Here is a 17,530-nt window from a genome sequence, read left to right as displayed (position 1 = left end):
ATAAAAAAATAAAAATCGATGTGAGGCTGCTATCAGTACAACGAATGATAAGAGCTTCGCTTAGTGAAAAAGATCCATTTGTACAAAGCTCGGAATCCCAAAAACCGGGCTTTGCTTCTTAACCTGCTAGATACCCGTCCTGTGACTAATATTTTCTTATTATAATTTTTTAATTTTTAGATGTGTATATTTGACGTATGACATGTTAAATTTGTGTAAAGACGATGCGGCTCAACCTCAGGCCTGTTAGTATATGTAAAGTGGAAGGTTGATGTATGTCCACGAAGGCCGGCTATGAAATTAAAGAACAAAGCTATTGTGATATTGAGCTATATGCGGTTTGATGGACTGGCCTCCACAAATTTTACTATAGCGCGATATTTGAGCGAGGAAAACACGGTTTATTATGTGGATCATCCATACACTTGGCGTGATTATTTTTTTTCGGATGGAAGCACCGATGCTTTTCTCTGTAGAAAGCCTTTCTTCTCCTGGTTTTCAAATAAAGTTTTAACGCTTGAGAAATTAAGAATTATTATCCCCACGCCCGTATTCCCCATCAACTGGTTACCGGAGGGGCGTTTATATCGTTTCCTGCTGAAACTTAATGAAAAGCTGGTCGCGAGAAAGATAAAATCCGTCCTGAAAAAGGATGGCATAAGTAATTATATCTTTATTAACTCTTGGGACTTTCATTATCCTAGCGTAGGAAAGTACCTGAACGCAGATTTGCAGGTCTATCATTGTGTTGATCCCTTGATTACACCTTACGATAAAAAGCATGGTGAAATCTCAGAAAAGCTGTTGGTTGAGGCAAGCGATTTAATCATATGTACCAGCAGGTCATTGCAGCGCGAGAAGAAATTGCTGAATGAACATACTTTTTTTATTCCTAATGCGGCTGATTTAGTGCTTCAAACGCACAAAGACGATTTGAAAATAGCATCGCATCCCGGCTTAAGCGGTATTGGCTATCCCCGCATAGGCTATATAGGTGCGGTTGAGAGGCGATTCGACTTTGACTTGCTTTATAAGGTATTGAATCAGAATAGCGATCTGAATTTCGTTTTCGTTGGCCCGGTAAGTCGTGACGTGGTGCCAACATGGTTTTTAGAACAACAGAACGTATATATACTGCCGTCGGTAAGGTACGAAGAGGTTCCTTCTTATATAGCGCAATTCGATGTATGTATCATTCCTTTTAAAAAGGACGAGGTGAGCGACACAATTTTTCCATTAAAATTGTTCGAGTATTTAGGTATGGGCAGGCCGGTAATATCAACGGATTTTAATATGGATTTGCAGGAATTTACCGGCAAAGCCGTAAAATATAGTGCGGGCTCGGATTCTTTTAGCGCTCTCATAAGAGAAGCGTTGTTGCATGGGCATGCCGATGTAGAGATGCGTTTGCAAGTGGCTTCAGCAAATACGTGGCAGCGACGGGCCGAGCAGTTTGCAGATTTAATTCACGATTATCTGCGGGCTTGAACGATTAGATGAATGGTATATAAGAAGTTATTAGCTTTATATGACAAATCAATTGGCGGTAGATAAGATTAAAATTCTTTATTTGGACGATGAACGCCCTAGCTTAAATGCTTTTAAAGCAGTGCTACGGGAACAGCATGAGGTTTTTATTACCACAAATGAACAGCACGCCTACGAGTTGCTGGATCAGCATCGTGATATACGTATCGTATTCTCCGATCAGTCTATGCCAACACATTCTGGAACAGATTTTTTTGAAAAGATCAGCCACTTGTATCCACTGCCCATACGGATATTGGTTACGGGGTACAACGAAGACGAACAGCATATCATAGATGCAATTAACAGAGGCAACATTTTTCGTTATTTGAAAAAGCCATGGAGCGTGGAAACGTTAAATAGAATAATAGCCGAAGCTAATAAAAGCTATCTAACTACTTCCTTGCTCCAGCAAAAGAACAGTGAACTGACCGAAGCCTATGCCGAGCTCGACAAATTTGCTTATAGTGTGAGTCACGATATGCGAGGCCCACTCGCCGGTATTATGTCGGCCATGCAATTGCTACGAATTACGGACGATCCCGATGAACGCAAAGAGATTGTCGAGATTGCTATCAATTCTGCCGAGCGTTTGGATCGTTATATTATTAATCTACATGATTATTACAGTATCCGCAGAGGCAAGCTAAGCATTACGGAGATCGATCTTGTAATATTGAAAAAGGAGCTGGAGCAACTTTATGAAGCGATGGCCAATGCAAAACAGATCGAGTTCAGCATAAACCTTCATGTCGAAGAGCCCTTCCGTAATGACGAAATGGCTATTCGTTTAATACTTACCAATCTCATCTCAAATGCTTTCAAATACCAAAAGAAAGCGGGCGAGTCGAAATATGTGGAGGTGGATATTGAGGTGGAAAATGGCGTAGCTGTTTTTTCTGTGCGAGATAATGGCATTGGCATTAAGGAACATTATCTCACTGAAATATTTACACTGTTTTTCAGGGCTTCCTTGGACGAGGCCGGTAGCGGTTTAGGGCTTTATAACGTTAAGAACGTAGTTGAGCAGTTAGGAGGGCAAATTTCGGTAGCGTCTACTTTTGATGTAGGGTCCACCTTCAGGGTGGTATTGCCGAATAAATAGTTTTTCAGCTTTTTTTGTTTAATTTTGATTTGTAAGTATTTAAAGATGTCCTTTATGATGTTTTCTTTTCTTGTCATTGACGATGATGATCTGGATTGCATGATTGCAAAGAAATTTATCTCTTTAACAGGGAAGGCAACAGAAATAAGCGTTATGCAGAGCGCGAATGAGGCTTTAAATTTCCTGTCTGGTTTTGAGTATACTGCTCCCAGTTTTTCATGGGTAATTGTGCTCGATGTCATGATGCCCGGGATGGACGGTTTTCAGTTTTTGGATGAGTTTTCGAAGTTTCCGCCTTCAATTAAACGACATTTCCGCATTATGATCCTAACCCTCTCTAATGACCCTTATCGATTGAAGAAGCTTGGCGAATACCCCACGGTCAGTGCCGTACTCGAGAAGCCGATAACCCTCGAAAAACTGAACGATACGCTGCTGAAAATCCAAGAGTCGGTGGCATAAACTTATTTTTTTCGAAAACTTTTTCGCTTTAATTGCCTTAATGTTATGATGATGTATAATACAGGCGGCATAAAGGATGCGTCTTTTTGGTGTTGGTGTTTATTAGTTAATTATGGCGCGTTTGCCGGTGGTATAATTTTTTTGTAATAATATTTTTACATGACTAGTAATGTGTATATTTGTAAAAAAATGTGACGCGTGTTTTTTACTATGTTTCCCGTGAAATTTTGTGTTTCTTCATGCTTGCCCCTTAATCTTCTAGTCAACATGCATTTATAATATGAAAAAGCAAATTTTGGTAATTGATGACGAGCCATCTATCTTGCAGCTTTTGAAGTTCATTCTTGCAAAGGATTACGATGTGGTGCTAAAAAGCAATGGTTATGATGCCACTTTATGGCTGGAGGAAGCGAATTATCCGGATCTGATATTGTTGGACGTCGAAATGCCATATTTTAATGGCCCTGAGTTTTTGAAGTCGATTAGGATTAGTGGCTTGTTTAGGGACATTCCGGTGATTATTTTGTCGGTTACCGAAGATATGGAGTCTCTGGCAAAAAGGACGCCCTATCTCGTAAACAAGTTTATAAAAAAGCCCTTCGATCCTATTTATTTGAGAAACGTAGTGAAAGAACTTCTAGAGGAGAATGTACATGAAAAATCCTTATGAGGAGGTAGAACCCAGACGGGCCTTTGTTCCCAATCTGGCCTATTGTGGTCAGCGATACATGTACGAATTGAAGCCTTCACTGGAACGTGATTTTGACCTCAGCTTTTTACCCTCAACAGAGGCGTTAGAAATACATCTGGAACATTGTTCGATTATCACGAGCCCGGAGATCGTCATGATGGAGATGGATGAGGAACGAAAGGTCTTTGCGCTGATCGACGCTATACGGACAAACCCGTTAACGTCCGGGTCGGTTATTATTTTACTGGCCGAAAAAAAGGATGCCGGATTGAAGACACGGGCGTTGAAAGCGAAAGTGAATGACTTCTATGTATATCCTTTTGATCAGGCAGAGTTGATGGAGCGTCTTAAATTTCTGATCAAATTCAAATTGATTAAGCCGGATATCAAAAAGTTGATCCCCAATACAGTTCAGGAGTACAAAATGCCTTTCATGAAGCGGTTATTTGATATCCTCTTTTCTGCAGTAGCGATCCTGGTCCTATCTCCGCTTTTTATTCTGATTGCTGTTTGTATCAAACTGGAATCAAAAGGCCCCGTGTTTTATAAAAGCAAACGAGCGGGCACAGGATATAGGATTTTTGATTTTTATAAATTCAGATCAATGGCCGTAGGAGCCGACACCAGGTTGAAAGAGTTAGCAAAAACTTCCAATCAATATGCAGTAACGGACGAACCGCAAGCGGAACCGCTGGCTTTTGTGAAAATTAAAGATGATCCACGTGTAACGAAGGTTGGGAAATTCATTAGAAATACGAGCTTGGATGAGCTTCCGCAACTTTTTAACGTGCTGAAGGGAGATATGTCCATTGTGGGGAACCGGCCGCTTCCTTTGTATGAAGCAGAACAACTGACCTCGAATTTATGGTCCATGCGCTTTTTAGGCCCAGCGGGAATTACCGGCTTATGGCAAATAACCAAGAGAGGTAAAAGCGAAATGTCCGACGAAGAACGTAAGAACCTCGATAATTTCTACGCTCAACAAAGTTCGCTTTGGGTGGATTTAAAAATCTTATTGAAGACTTTCCCCGCACTCCTGCAAAAAGAAAAAGTATAAAATTTTAGAAAACCGACTTATAAACCATGAGAATACATTTTGCGCTTGTCGTCCTGTTCTTCTTGGCTGGCATGAAATTGAACGCACAGGAATCTATCATTGAGGACGTTAATTACGGACAGCTGGAGCGTTTTATAGCATTGGCCAAGGAACACTATCCAAGAAAGAAAATTTTCGAAGCGGCAGAAGAAAAAGCGAAGGCTGCTGTTCCTTTCGCTAAAGTTTCCTACCTAGATGTCTTAAACGCCTCATACTTTTACCGGCCGGAAGGAAAAAGTGCCATTGACGTGGTCAACCCGTACATTATAAATGGCTTTCAGTTTGGAGCGACTTTAAATGTTGGAAACTTCCTGCAGAAACCCTTTGAGGTAAAACAAGCGAAAGCAGATTACAAGTTAGCGCAATATGAAGCGAAAGAATACGATATTTTATTGAGCAACGAAGTGAAAAAAAGGTACTATGATTACATTCTTCAGCAACGTAAACTCAAAATCAAAACGCAGGCAGAGCAGGACGCCAGTAGTTTAATGGAAGATCTTCGGTTTAAGTTTGAAAAGGCGGAAGTTACCCTCGATGTTTACAGTGAAGCGCGGGCGGCTCTGACGACGGCAGAAACAGATAAGATAGAGGCTGAGGCCGATTTCCTGAAAGCACGCGACGCGCTGGAGGATATCATTGGAGTGAAACTTACGGAAATCAAGGAAGACTGAGCATAAAGAAACAATAACCTATGGACGTTAAAGCGCTATTGAAGCATTATGGCAGATATAAGTGGCTCATCATTTCGGTGCCCTTATTGTCTGTAATCGTGACCTTTTTTCTGGTAAGAGATCTACCAAAGGAATATGTTTCGCAAGCACAGCTGGCTACAGGCTTAACAGATGAGTCGCAGCGAACCGCCGATAGCCAAAACTTAGACTATTTTAGAGTCACTACACAGTTTGGCAACATCATGGAAATGATGCGGAGCCGCACCGTGTTGAGTACGCTAACAAATGGATTGATGTTGCACGACTTGGAAAGCCGCGTTATAGCATTTCAACCTTGGAGCGATTTGCTACAGAAACTGTCGCCACAGGATAGGGGAAAGGCAGCAGCATATTTTCGGCAAAAGTTGATCTCAAAGGAGCCGCTGACCTTAGACGACAATAGAATTTCGGGATTGCCACTTTATGATGTGGCCAAATCCATGGGCTACGATGAAAGAGGACTACTGAAAAACTTAAATATCCGACGTTTGGGCGAAAGCGATTTCATTAATATTGAATTTACCTCTACCAATCCAGAGCTTTCGGCCTATGTGGTGAACACCTTGGCACGCGAGTTTCTTGCCTATTACACCCATACCACTTTTATCAATCAACGGAACTCGCTTTCCCGTTTAGACTCTTTGTTGAAAGAGAAGGAACGGGTCATGGTAGAAAAAAATACCGAACTGAAAAATTATAAGGTAAACAGCGGTGTCTTGAATTTGGATAAACAATCTGATGTAATTTACACACAAATATCTCAAGTTGAGGCCAAAAGAGCCGAAACCATCGGTCAGATCCAATCGTTGAAGGGGGCACTGAAAGCAATCAATGCGAAGCTCGCTGCGGGGGGAGAAGCGTCTATCGGCGGAACTTCGCTGGAGGAGAATAATGAAATTATCAATCTGGAAAATCAACTGAAAATTGCTAATCAGCAATACATAAACAACAATTTTAGGAGGGAAGACAAACAAACGATTGATTCGCTTACTGCTTTGAGGCGCCTTAAAATTGCGGCTGCTTCAGACAAGTATATAACGAGCCCGGCGTCAGTAAGAAAAGAATTGAACGATCAACGGATGAAATTGGAGACGGATTTAGCGCTTGCACAGAATAGCATATCAACGATCGAAGGGGCCTTGGCAACCTTACGTGGACGCTATAGCGCGCTGGTGCCAACTGACGCCGGTGTGCAGAAATTGGAAAGGGATGCGGATGTGGCAACCAAAGAATACATGGATGCATTGGCACGCTATAATCAAACCAGTGTTGAGAAGAATACCACAGCCGAATTGGTTCTCGCCCAGCCAGGTTTACTCGGTACCCCGGAACCTTCAAAACGATTTATTTATGTCGGGCTCGCCGGTTTTGCCGGCCTCTCCTTGTGTTTAGCTATTTTGACGCTCTCTTTTGTGTTGGATAAAACGATCCGTACACCACAGGATTTGAAGGCTGCAACCGGTGTGAGAGTGGTTGGAGGTTTAAATTGTGTTAAGGAAAAAAATAAAGACCTCCGCGATATTTGGGAAGATGACGCTACCGTTCCTGATTATGGTATTTACAAAGATTTCGTACGCTCGCTACGCTTTGAGGTAGACCGAGAGCTGACGGCAGTCGAAGGTAAGGTGCTAGGTATTACAAGCATCTATCGGGAAAGTGGAAAGACTTTCCTAAGTGCTGGCTTAGCTTATGCCTTCGCAATGACAGGCCGCAAGGTGCTGCTTATCTCCGAATATTCGCCAAGTTTGGCAAGTATGATCTGTAATGGTAAAGAACAACCTATGCAGCGTTTTGAGTCTTTCTTGGTGAAAAAGGAAATAAAGGTAGAGGATTTGATTACGGTTTTAAACCGTAATGCTGGGGGTAAATCACTTTTAGAAATGAAAGACGCAAACAGCCTGGTAGCCGGGTTCTCTTATTTAAAAGACAAATTTGATTTGATTATTATTGATATGGACAGCTTACAGGATATGAACCGTGTGAAGGAATGGATGATGTTCGTAAGTAAATGTCTGTTGGTGATCGAAGCAGGTACAAAATTGGATGATCATGGCTTAGTATTATTGGAACGATTAAAAAAGGAACCTAGTCTTTTAGGTACCGTGTTAAATAAGGTGCTGCTGAACCGATCGGCCTAGCAAGGTCAGCAGCGAATATGATATCGATCGATCAAAGTATGCAAATTGTAATCCCTTATAGCCGCAGAATCATCGTCGTATGTATTCTATTAGCGCTGGCATCAGCGGTGATGACTGTCAAGATAGGGCTTGTGCTTCCACTCTTGGTTGTCGTTTGCTGCTGTGGCTTGATATACAGTGTGTTCCTGTTAAAAAATCCTGCTGTCGGACTTTATACTACCTTGGCTTTTTGCTTTTTGATGCCCATGTTAGGTCGTGAGCTCGATGGAATGCCCTTTGGCATCGGTGTGGAAGTCCTGTTGATTGGCACATGGCTGGCTATAATCGTTAAGCACCGCGACTATGATTGGGCGGTGCTCAAAACCGACCTGATGACCTTAACAGCCGTCTGGTTTATCATTTCGGTCTTGGAACTCTTTAATCCCGCCGGAGCCAGCGTGATGGGCTGGTTACAGGAAATTCGCAACGCTGCATTGCATGCAATGTTATTAATTCCCTTGGCGCTGTTGATCCTGTCTCAAAAAGAGGCGCGGTCAATCAATACCGTACTGTGGCTTTTTATTGGGATATCTGTACTCGCAGCATTGAATGGCTATCGGCAACTTAAGTTTCTGACGCCTGGCGAAAAGCTGTTTTTGGAGGAAATGGCTTCTACACATTTGATATGGGGAAAGCTTCGGGTATTCTCCTTTTATACTGATGCGGGGCAGTTTGGCGCTTCACAGGCACATATCTTACTGATAACTTTGATCTTGGCGGTCGGGCCGTTTAAATGGTGGGTGAAGGCTTTATGTGCGTTTTGTGCGATGTGTTTGCTCGTTGGTATGTTGATCTCTGGAACCAGGGGCGCTTTTTTCGTGCTTTTTTCTGGACTGTTCTTTTCGCTGATCCTGTTCAAGAACTTCAAAGCCCTGGTGTTGGGAGGTTTAGTGATGGCACTTTTGATCGGTTTTTTGAAGTATACAACGGTGGGAAGCGGAAATTATCAAATTGCTCGCTTGCGAACGGCGTTAGACCCGGAAGACGCTTCTCTAAATCTGCGTTTTATCAACCAACGGAGGCTCTCGGAGTACCTGAAAAGCCGACCCTTTGGTGGAGGCTTAGGGGTGATTGGTATTTGGGGGCATGAGTATAATAGCGATAAATATTTGTCTACCATCGAACCGGATAGCTATTGGGTGAAAGTATGGGCTATGTATGGTATCGTGGGCTTTATCATTTGGTTTTGCATGATGATGTATTTATTCGGTAAATGCGGAGGCATCATTTGGCGTATCGAAAACCGTGGTCTCAAAATTAAATTGGTAGGGCTCACGGCGGGAGCCTTTGGTGTTTTCATTGCCAGTTATGGCAATGAAGTGATCAATAGGGTGCCTTCGTCTCTGGTGGTATACATGTCGTTTGCCCTGGTATACCTCGGCCCAAGATTTGATAGAAAATTGAAAGAAGCGAATCATCCATCTAAAGTGGTTTAATATGCCGTTCGAACTATTTTTAGTACCAGGTATCTTGTGTTTAGTGTTCGGCTTCTACAGAGGAATGAATGCGGATAAAAACAAGAACAGGTAATTTCCAATGGAAAAACTTATGCTGAAAGAGCAATGTATAGTAGTGGTTGGTCAACAGCCCTGGGATATCGACATCGGAAGTAATTGCAAAGATATTGCACTCGAATTTAGTAAAAAAAATAAGGTACTTTTTGTAAATACTCCGCTAGATCGAATAACCGCTATCAAACGCGCCAAGGAGGAAGGGGTGTTGCGGAGGCAACGGATTATCAGGCACGAGGAAGAGGGCTTGTTAAAGATAAACGATCGCTTGTTTGTGCTCTATCCGGATTGCTTGGTCGAATCCGTCAATTGGTTGAAACCTTATTTCCTTTTTGACTTTTTTAATCGTTTCAACAACCGCAAATTTGCAAAGGCAATTGCTAAAGCAATTGCAGACCTCAACTTTACGGATTTCATCCTTTTTAATGATAATGAAATTATTAAATGTTTTTACCTGCAAGAGTTACTGAAGCCGACGCTTAGCGTTTACTATTCACGCGATTATATCTTAGGTACACCCTATTGGCGCCGACAGGGTTTAATTTCCGAGCCTAGAATGATTAAGAAAGTCGACCTCTGCTTAACAAATTCTGCCTATTTAATGCGATATTGTCAGCAATATAATCCCCACAGCTATGATGTTGGCCAAGGTTGTCACTTGCCAGAGCCGGTGAATGAGTATCCTGTCCCGGCGGATATGGCTATGATAAAGGCGCCGCTTATCGGTTATGTAGGCGCACTGCAGCATAGTAGGCTCGATACTCAACTGTTACTGAAAATGGTTACCGAGAAACTTCATTGGCAGTTGGTGCTGGTGGGACCGGAGGACGAACACTTTAAAACTTCTGAATTACACGCCTGTAAAAACGTCCATTTTCTCGGAAATAAGGCGCAACAGGAATTGCCGGCTTATGTGAAGGCCTTTGATGTTTGTATCAATCCCCAACTTTTGAATCCGCTTACCGTCGGTAATTATCCACGGAAGATAGATGAGTATTTAGCGTTCGGCAAAAAAATTGTGGCGACCACCACCGATGCCATGATGCCGTTTAAAGACTATGTATATTTAGCCGACAGCCCGGCGGATTTTATTCGGCAGGTAGGTAAGGCGTTGGCGGAACCTGATGACGATGCGGTGCTTGGGGCGCGAAGGAACCTCGCTGCCTCACACACTTGGTCGAACGCTGTCGATGCCATCTACAGGCGGATGGAGCAGCGTTTAAGTGAGCTAACAACCAGGAGGAAGAAAAAATGATGGTGTTGAAAACGATAGGATGGCTAATACAGTTCGTTATAATGATTAACTTGTTGATGCCAATCATCTTTTATGTTTTTTACAAGTTCTTGCGGACTGGAAAGAGAAAGGCGCCTCCGTTGTCAGCGGAAGCGGACTATGCGATCATCGTAACGGCTTATGAAGACGTTACGATGCTGCCTGCTGTGGTAAATTCATTGTTATCCCTTCATTATCAACGGTATTTAATCTACGTTGTTGCCGACAACTGTGACATTTCTTCGTTGCATTTCAACTCAGAGAGGGTGATTTTACTCCGGCCTGAAAAGGTATTGGCCGGAAATGTGCGATCGCATTTTTACGCGATCGAACGATTTCAGCGGGCGCACGATCGCTTGACGATTATTGATAGTGATAACCTGGTGCACCCGGATTACCTGAAGGCTTTGGATCTCTATTTTGCCTTAGGGTTTGACAGCGTGCAAGGTGTGAGGATGCCTAAAAATATGAACACGATGTATGCCGCCTTAGACGCGGCACGTGATCTGTATTATCATTTTTACGACGGGAAAGTCTTGTTTTCTTTAGGTGCTTCGGCTACATTGGCAGGCTCTGGAATGGCCTTTAAGGTAGCGCTCTACAAACAGATATTCAGTAAGAGCGATGTTCAGGGCGCGGGCTTTGATAAAGTTCTGCAGTATGGTATCTTAAGGTTGAACCAGCGTATCGCTTTTGCTGAAGAGGCTATCGTGTGGGACGAAAAAACGGCTAAGACGGATCAGCTAGTGAAACAACGGGCCCGTTGGATCAATACCTGGTTCAAGTACGTACGGTATAGCTGGAAATTGATGTTGCTTTCTGTTTCAAACTGGAGTAGAAACCAGTTCCTTTTCGGACTGGTTTTAATGAGGCCACCTTTATTTATTTTTCTCGGACTGGCCTTGCTCTGCTTTTTGGTAAACGTTATCTTACAGCATTGGTGGACGGCAACGGCTTTTGCTGTTGGCTTTCTTTTGTTTGTAGCTGCTTTTTTAATTGCATTGAAAGAAGGTAATGCGGATAGGAGGATATACGTCGCATTGAAAGCGGTGCCAAATTTTATATTTTATCAGTTGAAGGCACTGCTGCTTGCAAGGAAGGCCAATAAGGTTTCGGTGGCGACAAAGCATGATTATCACCAAAAGCAATAAGTTATTTTTTTTTATACATCGGCTTCCAATGGATGTCATAATTGAATTTCAACTGTCTGAAAATATCTCGGGCCCATTTTATAAGAAAGAAATTGCTATACCGCAATTTGTTCCGGATCATGGTGCTGGGTTCATCGCTCGTGTTTACCTGTATAAATAGCCGCTTGTAGTCGTTATGAAGTAACACCACCCCTTTGTTTTGGATAACGCTTAGACACATGTTATATTCGGTAGTATCGCCCTTAACGCCTTCTGTATAGCGACCGAATTTTTCGAAGAAAGTGCTACGGCGAAGATGGGGATGGTCGCTGTATAGATGCAGCTTGTTGTACTTTATTCCGAAATTCTTGAAGATCAGCTCCGAAAAATGGGCATCATACGGACGGAGGTAAGGGAAGGGAATATAAGAATAAAAGCGAACAATGTCGAGCCGCTGATCATTTTGCATGTATTGTAAAGCGGTAACGAGTCTTTCCACAAAAAGAGGCTTGGGTATAAAGTCTTCTTGTACGTAAAGGGTGAAGGCTTTGCTTACGGCATCTTGCCCTTTATTTAGGTTGTTGCCGAGGCCTCGGTTTCGTTCAGTAGTGATGCAACGAAAACGAAATTGGTCCTGAATATGATGGATGTAGTCAAGATGCGCAGGACTACTGCCATCGTCCGACACGATGACTTCCCCGAAAACGCAGTTCAGGCTAGCGAATGCATGCAGGAGATTGTGTAGAGACCTGCTGCGGTTATAATGTGTAATTAATAAAGAGACGGAAGGAAACTGGTTCATAACCTAAAATAAATTAGTCGTTCTTTGACGTTTTGGTGTCATGCAGCTCTTGTTTTCGCATTAAGGTGATGAAACGATTGGCTTCCTTCTTGATCCGTAATCGCGTGGCTTGCCAAAGGCTGCCGTCCTGTTTTAACGTACGTGGTTTGGTCCATACCCTGGAGCGCTCCTTTTTGAGCTGCTTGACTTCTCCATATTGCATTAAGTCGAAGCACAGCCGACCGTCTTCTCCTCGTATTTTTTCCATCACATAGCCAATTTTTTTGGCATGTGCAGTAACATAGCCAAAACTCATGCCATAGGCATTGAGGTGGGGGCGCTTTAGATGCCTGAACGAGGCGATCGTATCCTTTAAGCGCTCATATAGATAGAGTTTCCAACGTGGATATCCCTTTTCTGGAATAAAGGAATATCTGCCATATACGGCAACAACATTGGGTTCCTCCAGCAGGTGCAACATATCATCTACCCATTTTTTTGGATAGAGCACATCCGCATCGGCAGATAATAGGTATTTTCCTTGTGCGTGGTCCAGCCCCATTTGTCGGCCCGGGCCCCAACCTTGAATCGGCTGGAAATAGTGTTTTACATGTAGAGCGGCTAAGGTATCAGCAGTGCGATCAGTGGAATTGTTGTCCACCACGATGATTTCCAGTGGAACCTCGGTTGCAAAGTCCGCCATACTTGCAATGGTCTTCACGAGGTTGGTTTCTTCATTCCAGGCAGTAATGACAATGCTTACCAAAGGTGGAGATGCCTGCAGTCGATCTAACTTTTTATTAATAGAAGCAAATAAGGAAGGCGGAATCTCTTCAAACTTATTGAAGGAAAAATCGTATTGCTTAATCCATTTTGGTGTTCGTAAAGCAGGCATAAATCATTTCTTTTTCTATTCGTTTTTCCATGGTTGTTTTAGCGCTTGTAAAATTTCCCTTGCGCCTATTCGGTATGCTGCCGGTAATTTAAAAAGGCCGTAGTGCTTATTGACCGCTTTCAAAGATAGGGCAACGGCAATTAATACGGGAAGCGTATTGGCAAAGACGATAACGTAAATATTCTGTAACAAGTAAAGCCCGATACCTCCAACAGATAAATTGACGCAAAGCATGATCAATATTTTTCTGAAGTTAATTTCGGGTTTATGAATAGCATCTAGCATAACCGCTAAAAACCGATCCGCAGGATAAAATAAAGCAAAGAGCACAAATAAGCGGAAGATGTTACCGGCTGTATGGCCTGCGGGACTGTGGTAATATTGGCTGCCACCGATGATGCCCATGGCTAGGTCTGCAAAAAAAAGCGCAAATGCCAAAGCTGGAATCAGGGAGAGTGTAATGGTCCCAATGTATTTTTGCGTAGTTAAAATGACTTCGTGCTTTAAGCCCAAGTTGTAGTATTTGGAAAGAGTAGGCATGGCCGTAGCAACAAAACTACGAAGCGGAATTTCAACAATCTCCATTAAACGGGTTCCTAAATTATAGATCGCTAAGGAGGAAGGTCCCAATATGAAATTAATCAGGGTTGCGTTGGTTACGTTGAACAGATTCGCACTAATGATCGTACCAACGGTGTATCTTCCGAAATTAAATAACTCATAAATAGCCTGCTTCTTCGTAAATCGAATATATTGCATGCCCGTCCATCCCTTAAAAATGCAACGGACACTCGTGCAAAGGCTTGCGAAAATATTGATATACATGAGCTGTTGCAGGTTGTTTTGCTTAAAAAATATCAGTACCACGAAGCTTATAATAAGCACACTCATTTGTGTTAGACGGATGGACAATAGTCGATCGAACCGCAACTGCGCCTGCGCCAGACACATTGCGATGATCATTGGCAGCGAAGCAATAAAATTGAAGGAGAAGTAGTTTATAAAATTACGTAAGCTCTCGTCGGAAATGTGGTCCATGAAAAGAAATAATATCAGATTGACGATTACCGCAACAAGCGTGATACTTCCGAGAATGATCCAGGTAGAGCCTATAAGCTCCCTTTGCCGTTTAAAAGCAGCGCCGGCATAAAATTTAACAAAGGCGGTGCTCAAAAAGCCTTGGCGAAACATGTCTAGAAAGGAGAGCGAAGTTTGAAAAAAAAACCAAATGCCTACTTCCTCTATTGTCAGGAAGCGGTAGAGGATGGCAGAAAACAGGAACGTCAGTACGGACATACTTCCCGTGCCCATGAGAGACAATAAATGGATGTTCTTAACTAATTTTCCCGTCTTCATTTATACACCGAGCGCTATACTTGTTTACTTTTGTTTAATCTAATACAGATGTTGGCTTTTCCTTACACGTATACGTAACCCGGTTTTTACGGTAAATATAGCGGTGTCGTCATCATCTTATGATACGTACTGGTACTTGTTGTTGTGGTCATAAATGTAATATAATGATATGTAAAAACGTTCTTTTTGTGTGTAAAAATTCTATTTTTGAGAACCGTATATCTATCTTTGTATAACAATTTAGTGTATGATTGGTTGCCATGGAGTAAACTCGAATTATGATAAAAAATACGACCGCTTATCGGGTTATTGCAATCATTTCCCTTTTTCTTTTTACCGGATGTATACCAGACAGCAGCAAATGGACTCCTGCGGGAGAGCCTGCGCCAGTGAAAAATATGTTAGGTATTAATGCATTTGAGTGGGATTTTTTGCAAGATCCAAATGTGCCCAATGAGATAGAGAGCATACAGGAAGGGCAAATGGAGCTGATTAAATCGTTTAGCTCGGTAAGACATTACCTCGACTGGGATAAGCTGGAGCATGCTGAAGGAAGCTTTACGTTTAACCCCACTTTTCGTGGTGGTTGGAATTTGGACCTGGTATACGAACGATGCAAACAGGATGGTCTTACCATGTTAGTGTGTATCAAGAACGTGCCAGATTGGTTGTATAACACTTATCCCGAAGGGGAACGTGATCCGGAAAATATTCCGGCCCCCTATCATAGTAATCTCGAAGACGCTTCGTCTTATGAGGCCATGGGCCGCGTGGCTTTCCAGTTCGCCGCCAGATATGGATCGAACAAACATATAAATCGGGCGCTGGTACGCGTGAATGATAAACCCCGCTGGAAAGACGATTCAGTGAACAAGGTGAAAACCGGGTTAAACCTGGTAAAATATGTCGAATGTAATAACGAGCCCGATAAATGGTGGAAGGGAAAAAAAGCACAACAAAATGGTCGCCAGTATGCAGCCAACATGTCTGCCTTCTATGACGGACATAAAGGTAAATTGGGCAAAGATGTAGGCGTCAAGAGTGCAGACCCAAACATGGTGGTCGTCATGGGCGGATTGGCACAGGGTGATCTCAGTTTCGTGAAGGATATGGTGGCCTGGTGCGCAGAAAATAGGGGATACAGAGCGGATGGTTCTGTAGATCTTTGTTTCGATGTGCTGAATTATCATGTTTATTCGAACGATAACCTTGCTTGGTATTACAAAGTGTATAAAAGTAAAAGACGCGGTATCGCTCCCGAGCGGAGTAATATGGCGGATGTGGCAGATGAATGGGTGGCCTATGGTAAAACGCTTAAACCGGCCTTGTCCGTGTGGGTGACCGAAACAGGCTACGACCTCCGGAAAACCAGTACGCAACGAGCAATTCCCATCGGTGATAAAGATGTGATGGACACACAGGCAGATTGGCTGCTGCGAACGGCGCTTCTTTATGCGAAGCATGCCGTGCAAAGGCTGTTCTTTTATCAGTTGTTTGATTTTGATGGCGAAGGGCAAAACTCGGGCACGCCCTATGGAAAATGTGGTCTGGTAAATAGAAACAGTAGACGTCCCGCTGCCAACTACTTTGTACAGGTAAATCGCTTAATGGGTAACTATAGGTTTACAGCCAACCTTAGTAAAGATCCCGTAATTGACGAATACACTTATCAAGGAAAACAGATTTATGTCGCCTTCGTGCCGGATGAGCAGAACAGAAGAGAAAGCTACACATTGGCATTACCAAATGTTAAAGAAGTAGCCGTGTATGAACTTGAACGTTCCGGCACAAATATGCGAAGGAAAACGCAAGAACTGGTAGACGGAAAAATGGTACTCGCAGTAAGCGAGACACCTATCTTCGTACAGCCTATAAAGTAGCGTATGAAAAAATAGCTTTTATGGCGCTTGTTTCGATTATTTCAGTAAACTACAAACAGCCCGCTGTTACGGCTGCATTTTTGCAATCTATTGCAGCGCACGCTTCGAACTTAGATCTCGAAGTGATTATTATTGACAATGAAAGTGAACAGGATCTGGGAGGTTACTTCGGGAATATTCTGCCCAAGGTCATCTACAGACGGGTGGAGAAAAACGTAGGTTTTGCAGGCGGGAACAATCGTGGAATCAGTATAGCTCAGGGCGATTATCTGCTGTTTCTAAATAATGATACAGAAATTACGCCGGGCATGATAGAAGCTTTACTTCAGGTACTGGAGGCAGATCAAAACGTGGGTATGGTATCCCCCTTGTTGTTGTATTATGACAACAAACAGCTGATACAATATGCGGGTTATACGAAGATGAATTATCTCTCGGGCCGGAATAAGCAAATAGGCTATCACGAACTGAATAGGGGGCAGTATGCAGGTATTAGTAGTGAAACGGCTTACTGCCACGGAGCAGCAATGATGGTACGTAAGAAAGATCTGGACCGCGTGGGATGGATGGACGAATCTTATTTTCTGTACTACGAAGAGTTGGACTGGTGTGAAAAGTTCCGAAAAAGTGGATTGCGCTGCTGGTTTCATGGAGAAGCGATCATTTATCATAAAGAATCCATCTCGGTCGGTAAAGAAAGTGCGTTGAAAACTTATTTTATGGCCCGAAACAGGATGCTTTTTATCCGAAAAAACTGCGCTTTGCCGGTAGTAATCTGCTTTTCTCTTTTTTTTATAGGTGTGTCTTCTTTTAAGCAAACACTGTCTTTTATAAAAAAAGGTCGGGGCGATCTGATTAAATGGCATTACAAAGGGATATGGTGGAATCTTACCCATCGTAAGCAGAGTAAAACGCTGGGATTTCAATTATAAGGAC

The 17,530-nt window shown here is 42.8% G+C and carries 15 protein-coding genes; 12 read left to right on the top strand and 3 right to left on the bottom strand.

Annotated features, from left to right (window positions below):
* Positions 1-294: 294 nt before the first annotated feature.
* From EPX21_RS00565 to EPX21_RS00520, 10 genes are all read left to right on the top strand, one after another.
* A complete protein-coding gene (locus EPX21_RS00565) occupies positions 295-1,488 on the top strand; it encodes a glycosyltransferase (protein ID WP_134087731.1) in 1,194 nt (397 codons plus the stop codon).
* A 40-nt stretch (positions 1,489-1,528) separates the two neighbouring features.
* Positions 1,529-2,632 carry a hybrid sensor histidine kinase/response regulator gene (locus EPX21_RS00560; protein ID WP_134087730.1) on the top strand — a complete coding sequence of 368 codons (1,104 nt, stop codon included), beginning with the start codon at positions 1,529-1,531 and terminating at the stop codon, positions 2,630-2,632.
* Between the two features lie 54 nt (positions 2,633-2,686).
* Positions 2,687-3,094 carry a response regulator gene (locus EPX21_RS00555; RefSeq protein WP_166670639.1) on the top strand — a complete coding sequence of 136 codons (408 nt, stop codon included), beginning with the start codon at positions 2,687-2,689 and terminating at the stop codon, positions 3,092-3,094.
* A gap of 280 nt (positions 3,095-3,374) precedes the next feature.
* A complete protein-coding gene (locus EPX21_RS00550; protein ID WP_134087728.1) occupies positions 3,375-3,764 on the top strand; it encodes a two-component system response regulator in 390 nt (129 codons plus the stop codon).
* On the top strand, positions 3,748-4,842 hold the full coding sequence (locus tag EPX21_RS00545) for a sugar transferase (protein ID WP_206105964.1): 1,095 nt from the start codon (positions 3,748-3,750) through the stop codon (positions 4,840-4,842). Before EPX21_RS00550 ends, EPX21_RS00545 begins: the two co-directional genes overlap by 17 nt.
* Positions 4,843-4,868: 26 nt before the next feature.
* Positions 4,869-5,552 carry a TolC family protein gene (locus EPX21_RS00540; protein WP_134087727.1) on the top strand — a complete coding sequence of 228 codons (684 nt, stop codon included), beginning with the start codon at positions 4,869-4,871 and terminating at the stop codon, positions 5,550-5,552.
* 20 nt (positions 5,553-5,572) lie between these two features.
* Entirely contained in the window at positions 5,573-7,729 is a 2,157-nt protein-coding gene (locus EPX21_RS00535) for a lipopolysaccharide biosynthesis protein (RefSeq protein ID WP_134087726.1), read from the top strand.
* 38 nt (positions 7,730-7,767) lie between these two features.
* Entirely contained in the window at positions 7,768-9,204 is a 1,437-nt protein-coding gene (locus tag EPX21_RS00530; protein ID WP_166670638.1) for an O-antigen ligase, read from the top strand.
* A gap of 100 nt (positions 9,205-9,304) precedes the next feature.
* A complete protein-coding gene (locus tag EPX21_RS00525) occupies positions 9,305-10,534 on the top strand; it encodes a glycosyltransferase (RefSeq protein ID WP_206105963.1) in 1,230 nt (409 codons plus the stop codon).
* Complete coding sequence (locus tag EPX21_RS00520) at positions 10,534-11,703, top strand: glycosyltransferase (protein ID WP_240768436.1); 1,170 nt, start codon at positions 10,534-10,536, stop codon at positions 11,701-11,703. Before EPX21_RS00525 ends, EPX21_RS00520 begins: the two co-directional genes overlap by 1 nt.
* Position 11,704: 1 nt before the next feature.
* Here the strand turns inward: EPX21_RS00520 and EPX21_RS00515 are convergent, their stop codons facing one another.
* Genes EPX21_RS00515 through EPX21_RS00505 form a run of 3 tightly spaced genes read right to left on the bottom strand, consistent with a single transcriptional unit; the run spans position 11,705 to position 14,714 of the window.
* Positions 11,705-12,484, bottom strand: a complete 780-nt coding sequence (locus tag EPX21_RS00515; protein ID WP_134087723.1) for a glycosyltransferase — start codon at positions 12,482-12,484, stop codon at positions 11,705-11,707.
* 13 nt (positions 12,485-12,497) lie between these two features.
* Positions 12,498-13,358 (bottom strand): glycosyltransferase family 2 protein, encoded by an 861-nt coding sequence (locus EPX21_RS00510; protein ID WP_134087722.1) that lies wholly within the window; start codon positions 13,356-13,358, stop codon positions 12,498-12,500.
* 15 nt (positions 13,359-13,373) lie between these two features.
* On the bottom strand, positions 13,374-14,714 hold the full coding sequence (locus EPX21_RS00505; RefSeq protein ID WP_134087721.1) for a lipopolysaccharide biosynthesis protein: 1,341 nt from the start codon (positions 14,712-14,714) through the stop codon (positions 13,374-13,376).
* 278 nt (positions 14,715-14,992) lie between these two features.
* Between EPX21_RS00505 and EPX21_RS00500 the strand changes: the two genes are divergently transcribed.
* Both EPX21_RS00500 and EPX21_RS00495 read left to right on the top strand, forming a co-directional pair.
* Positions 14,993-16,594, top strand: a complete 1,602-nt coding sequence (locus EPX21_RS00500) for a hypothetical protein (RefSeq protein WP_134087720.1) — start codon at positions 14,993-14,995, stop codon at positions 16,592-16,594.
* A 20-nt stretch (positions 16,595-16,614) separates the two neighbouring features.
* Positions 16,615-17,526, top strand: coding sequence for a glycosyltransferase family 2 protein (locus EPX21_RS00495; RefSeq protein WP_134087719.1), 912 nt, complete (start codon positions 16,615-16,617; stop codon positions 17,524-17,526).
* Positions 17,527-17,530: the final 4 nt, after the last annotated feature.

It is taken from the genome of Olivibacter sp. XZL3 (assembly GCF_004368405.1).
In the GTDB taxonomy this organism is placed as follows: domain Bacteria; phylum Bacteroidota; class Bacteroidia; order Sphingobacteriales; family Sphingobacteriaceae; genus Olivibacter.
This window is presented reverse-complemented; position numbering and strand designations above follow the sequence as displayed.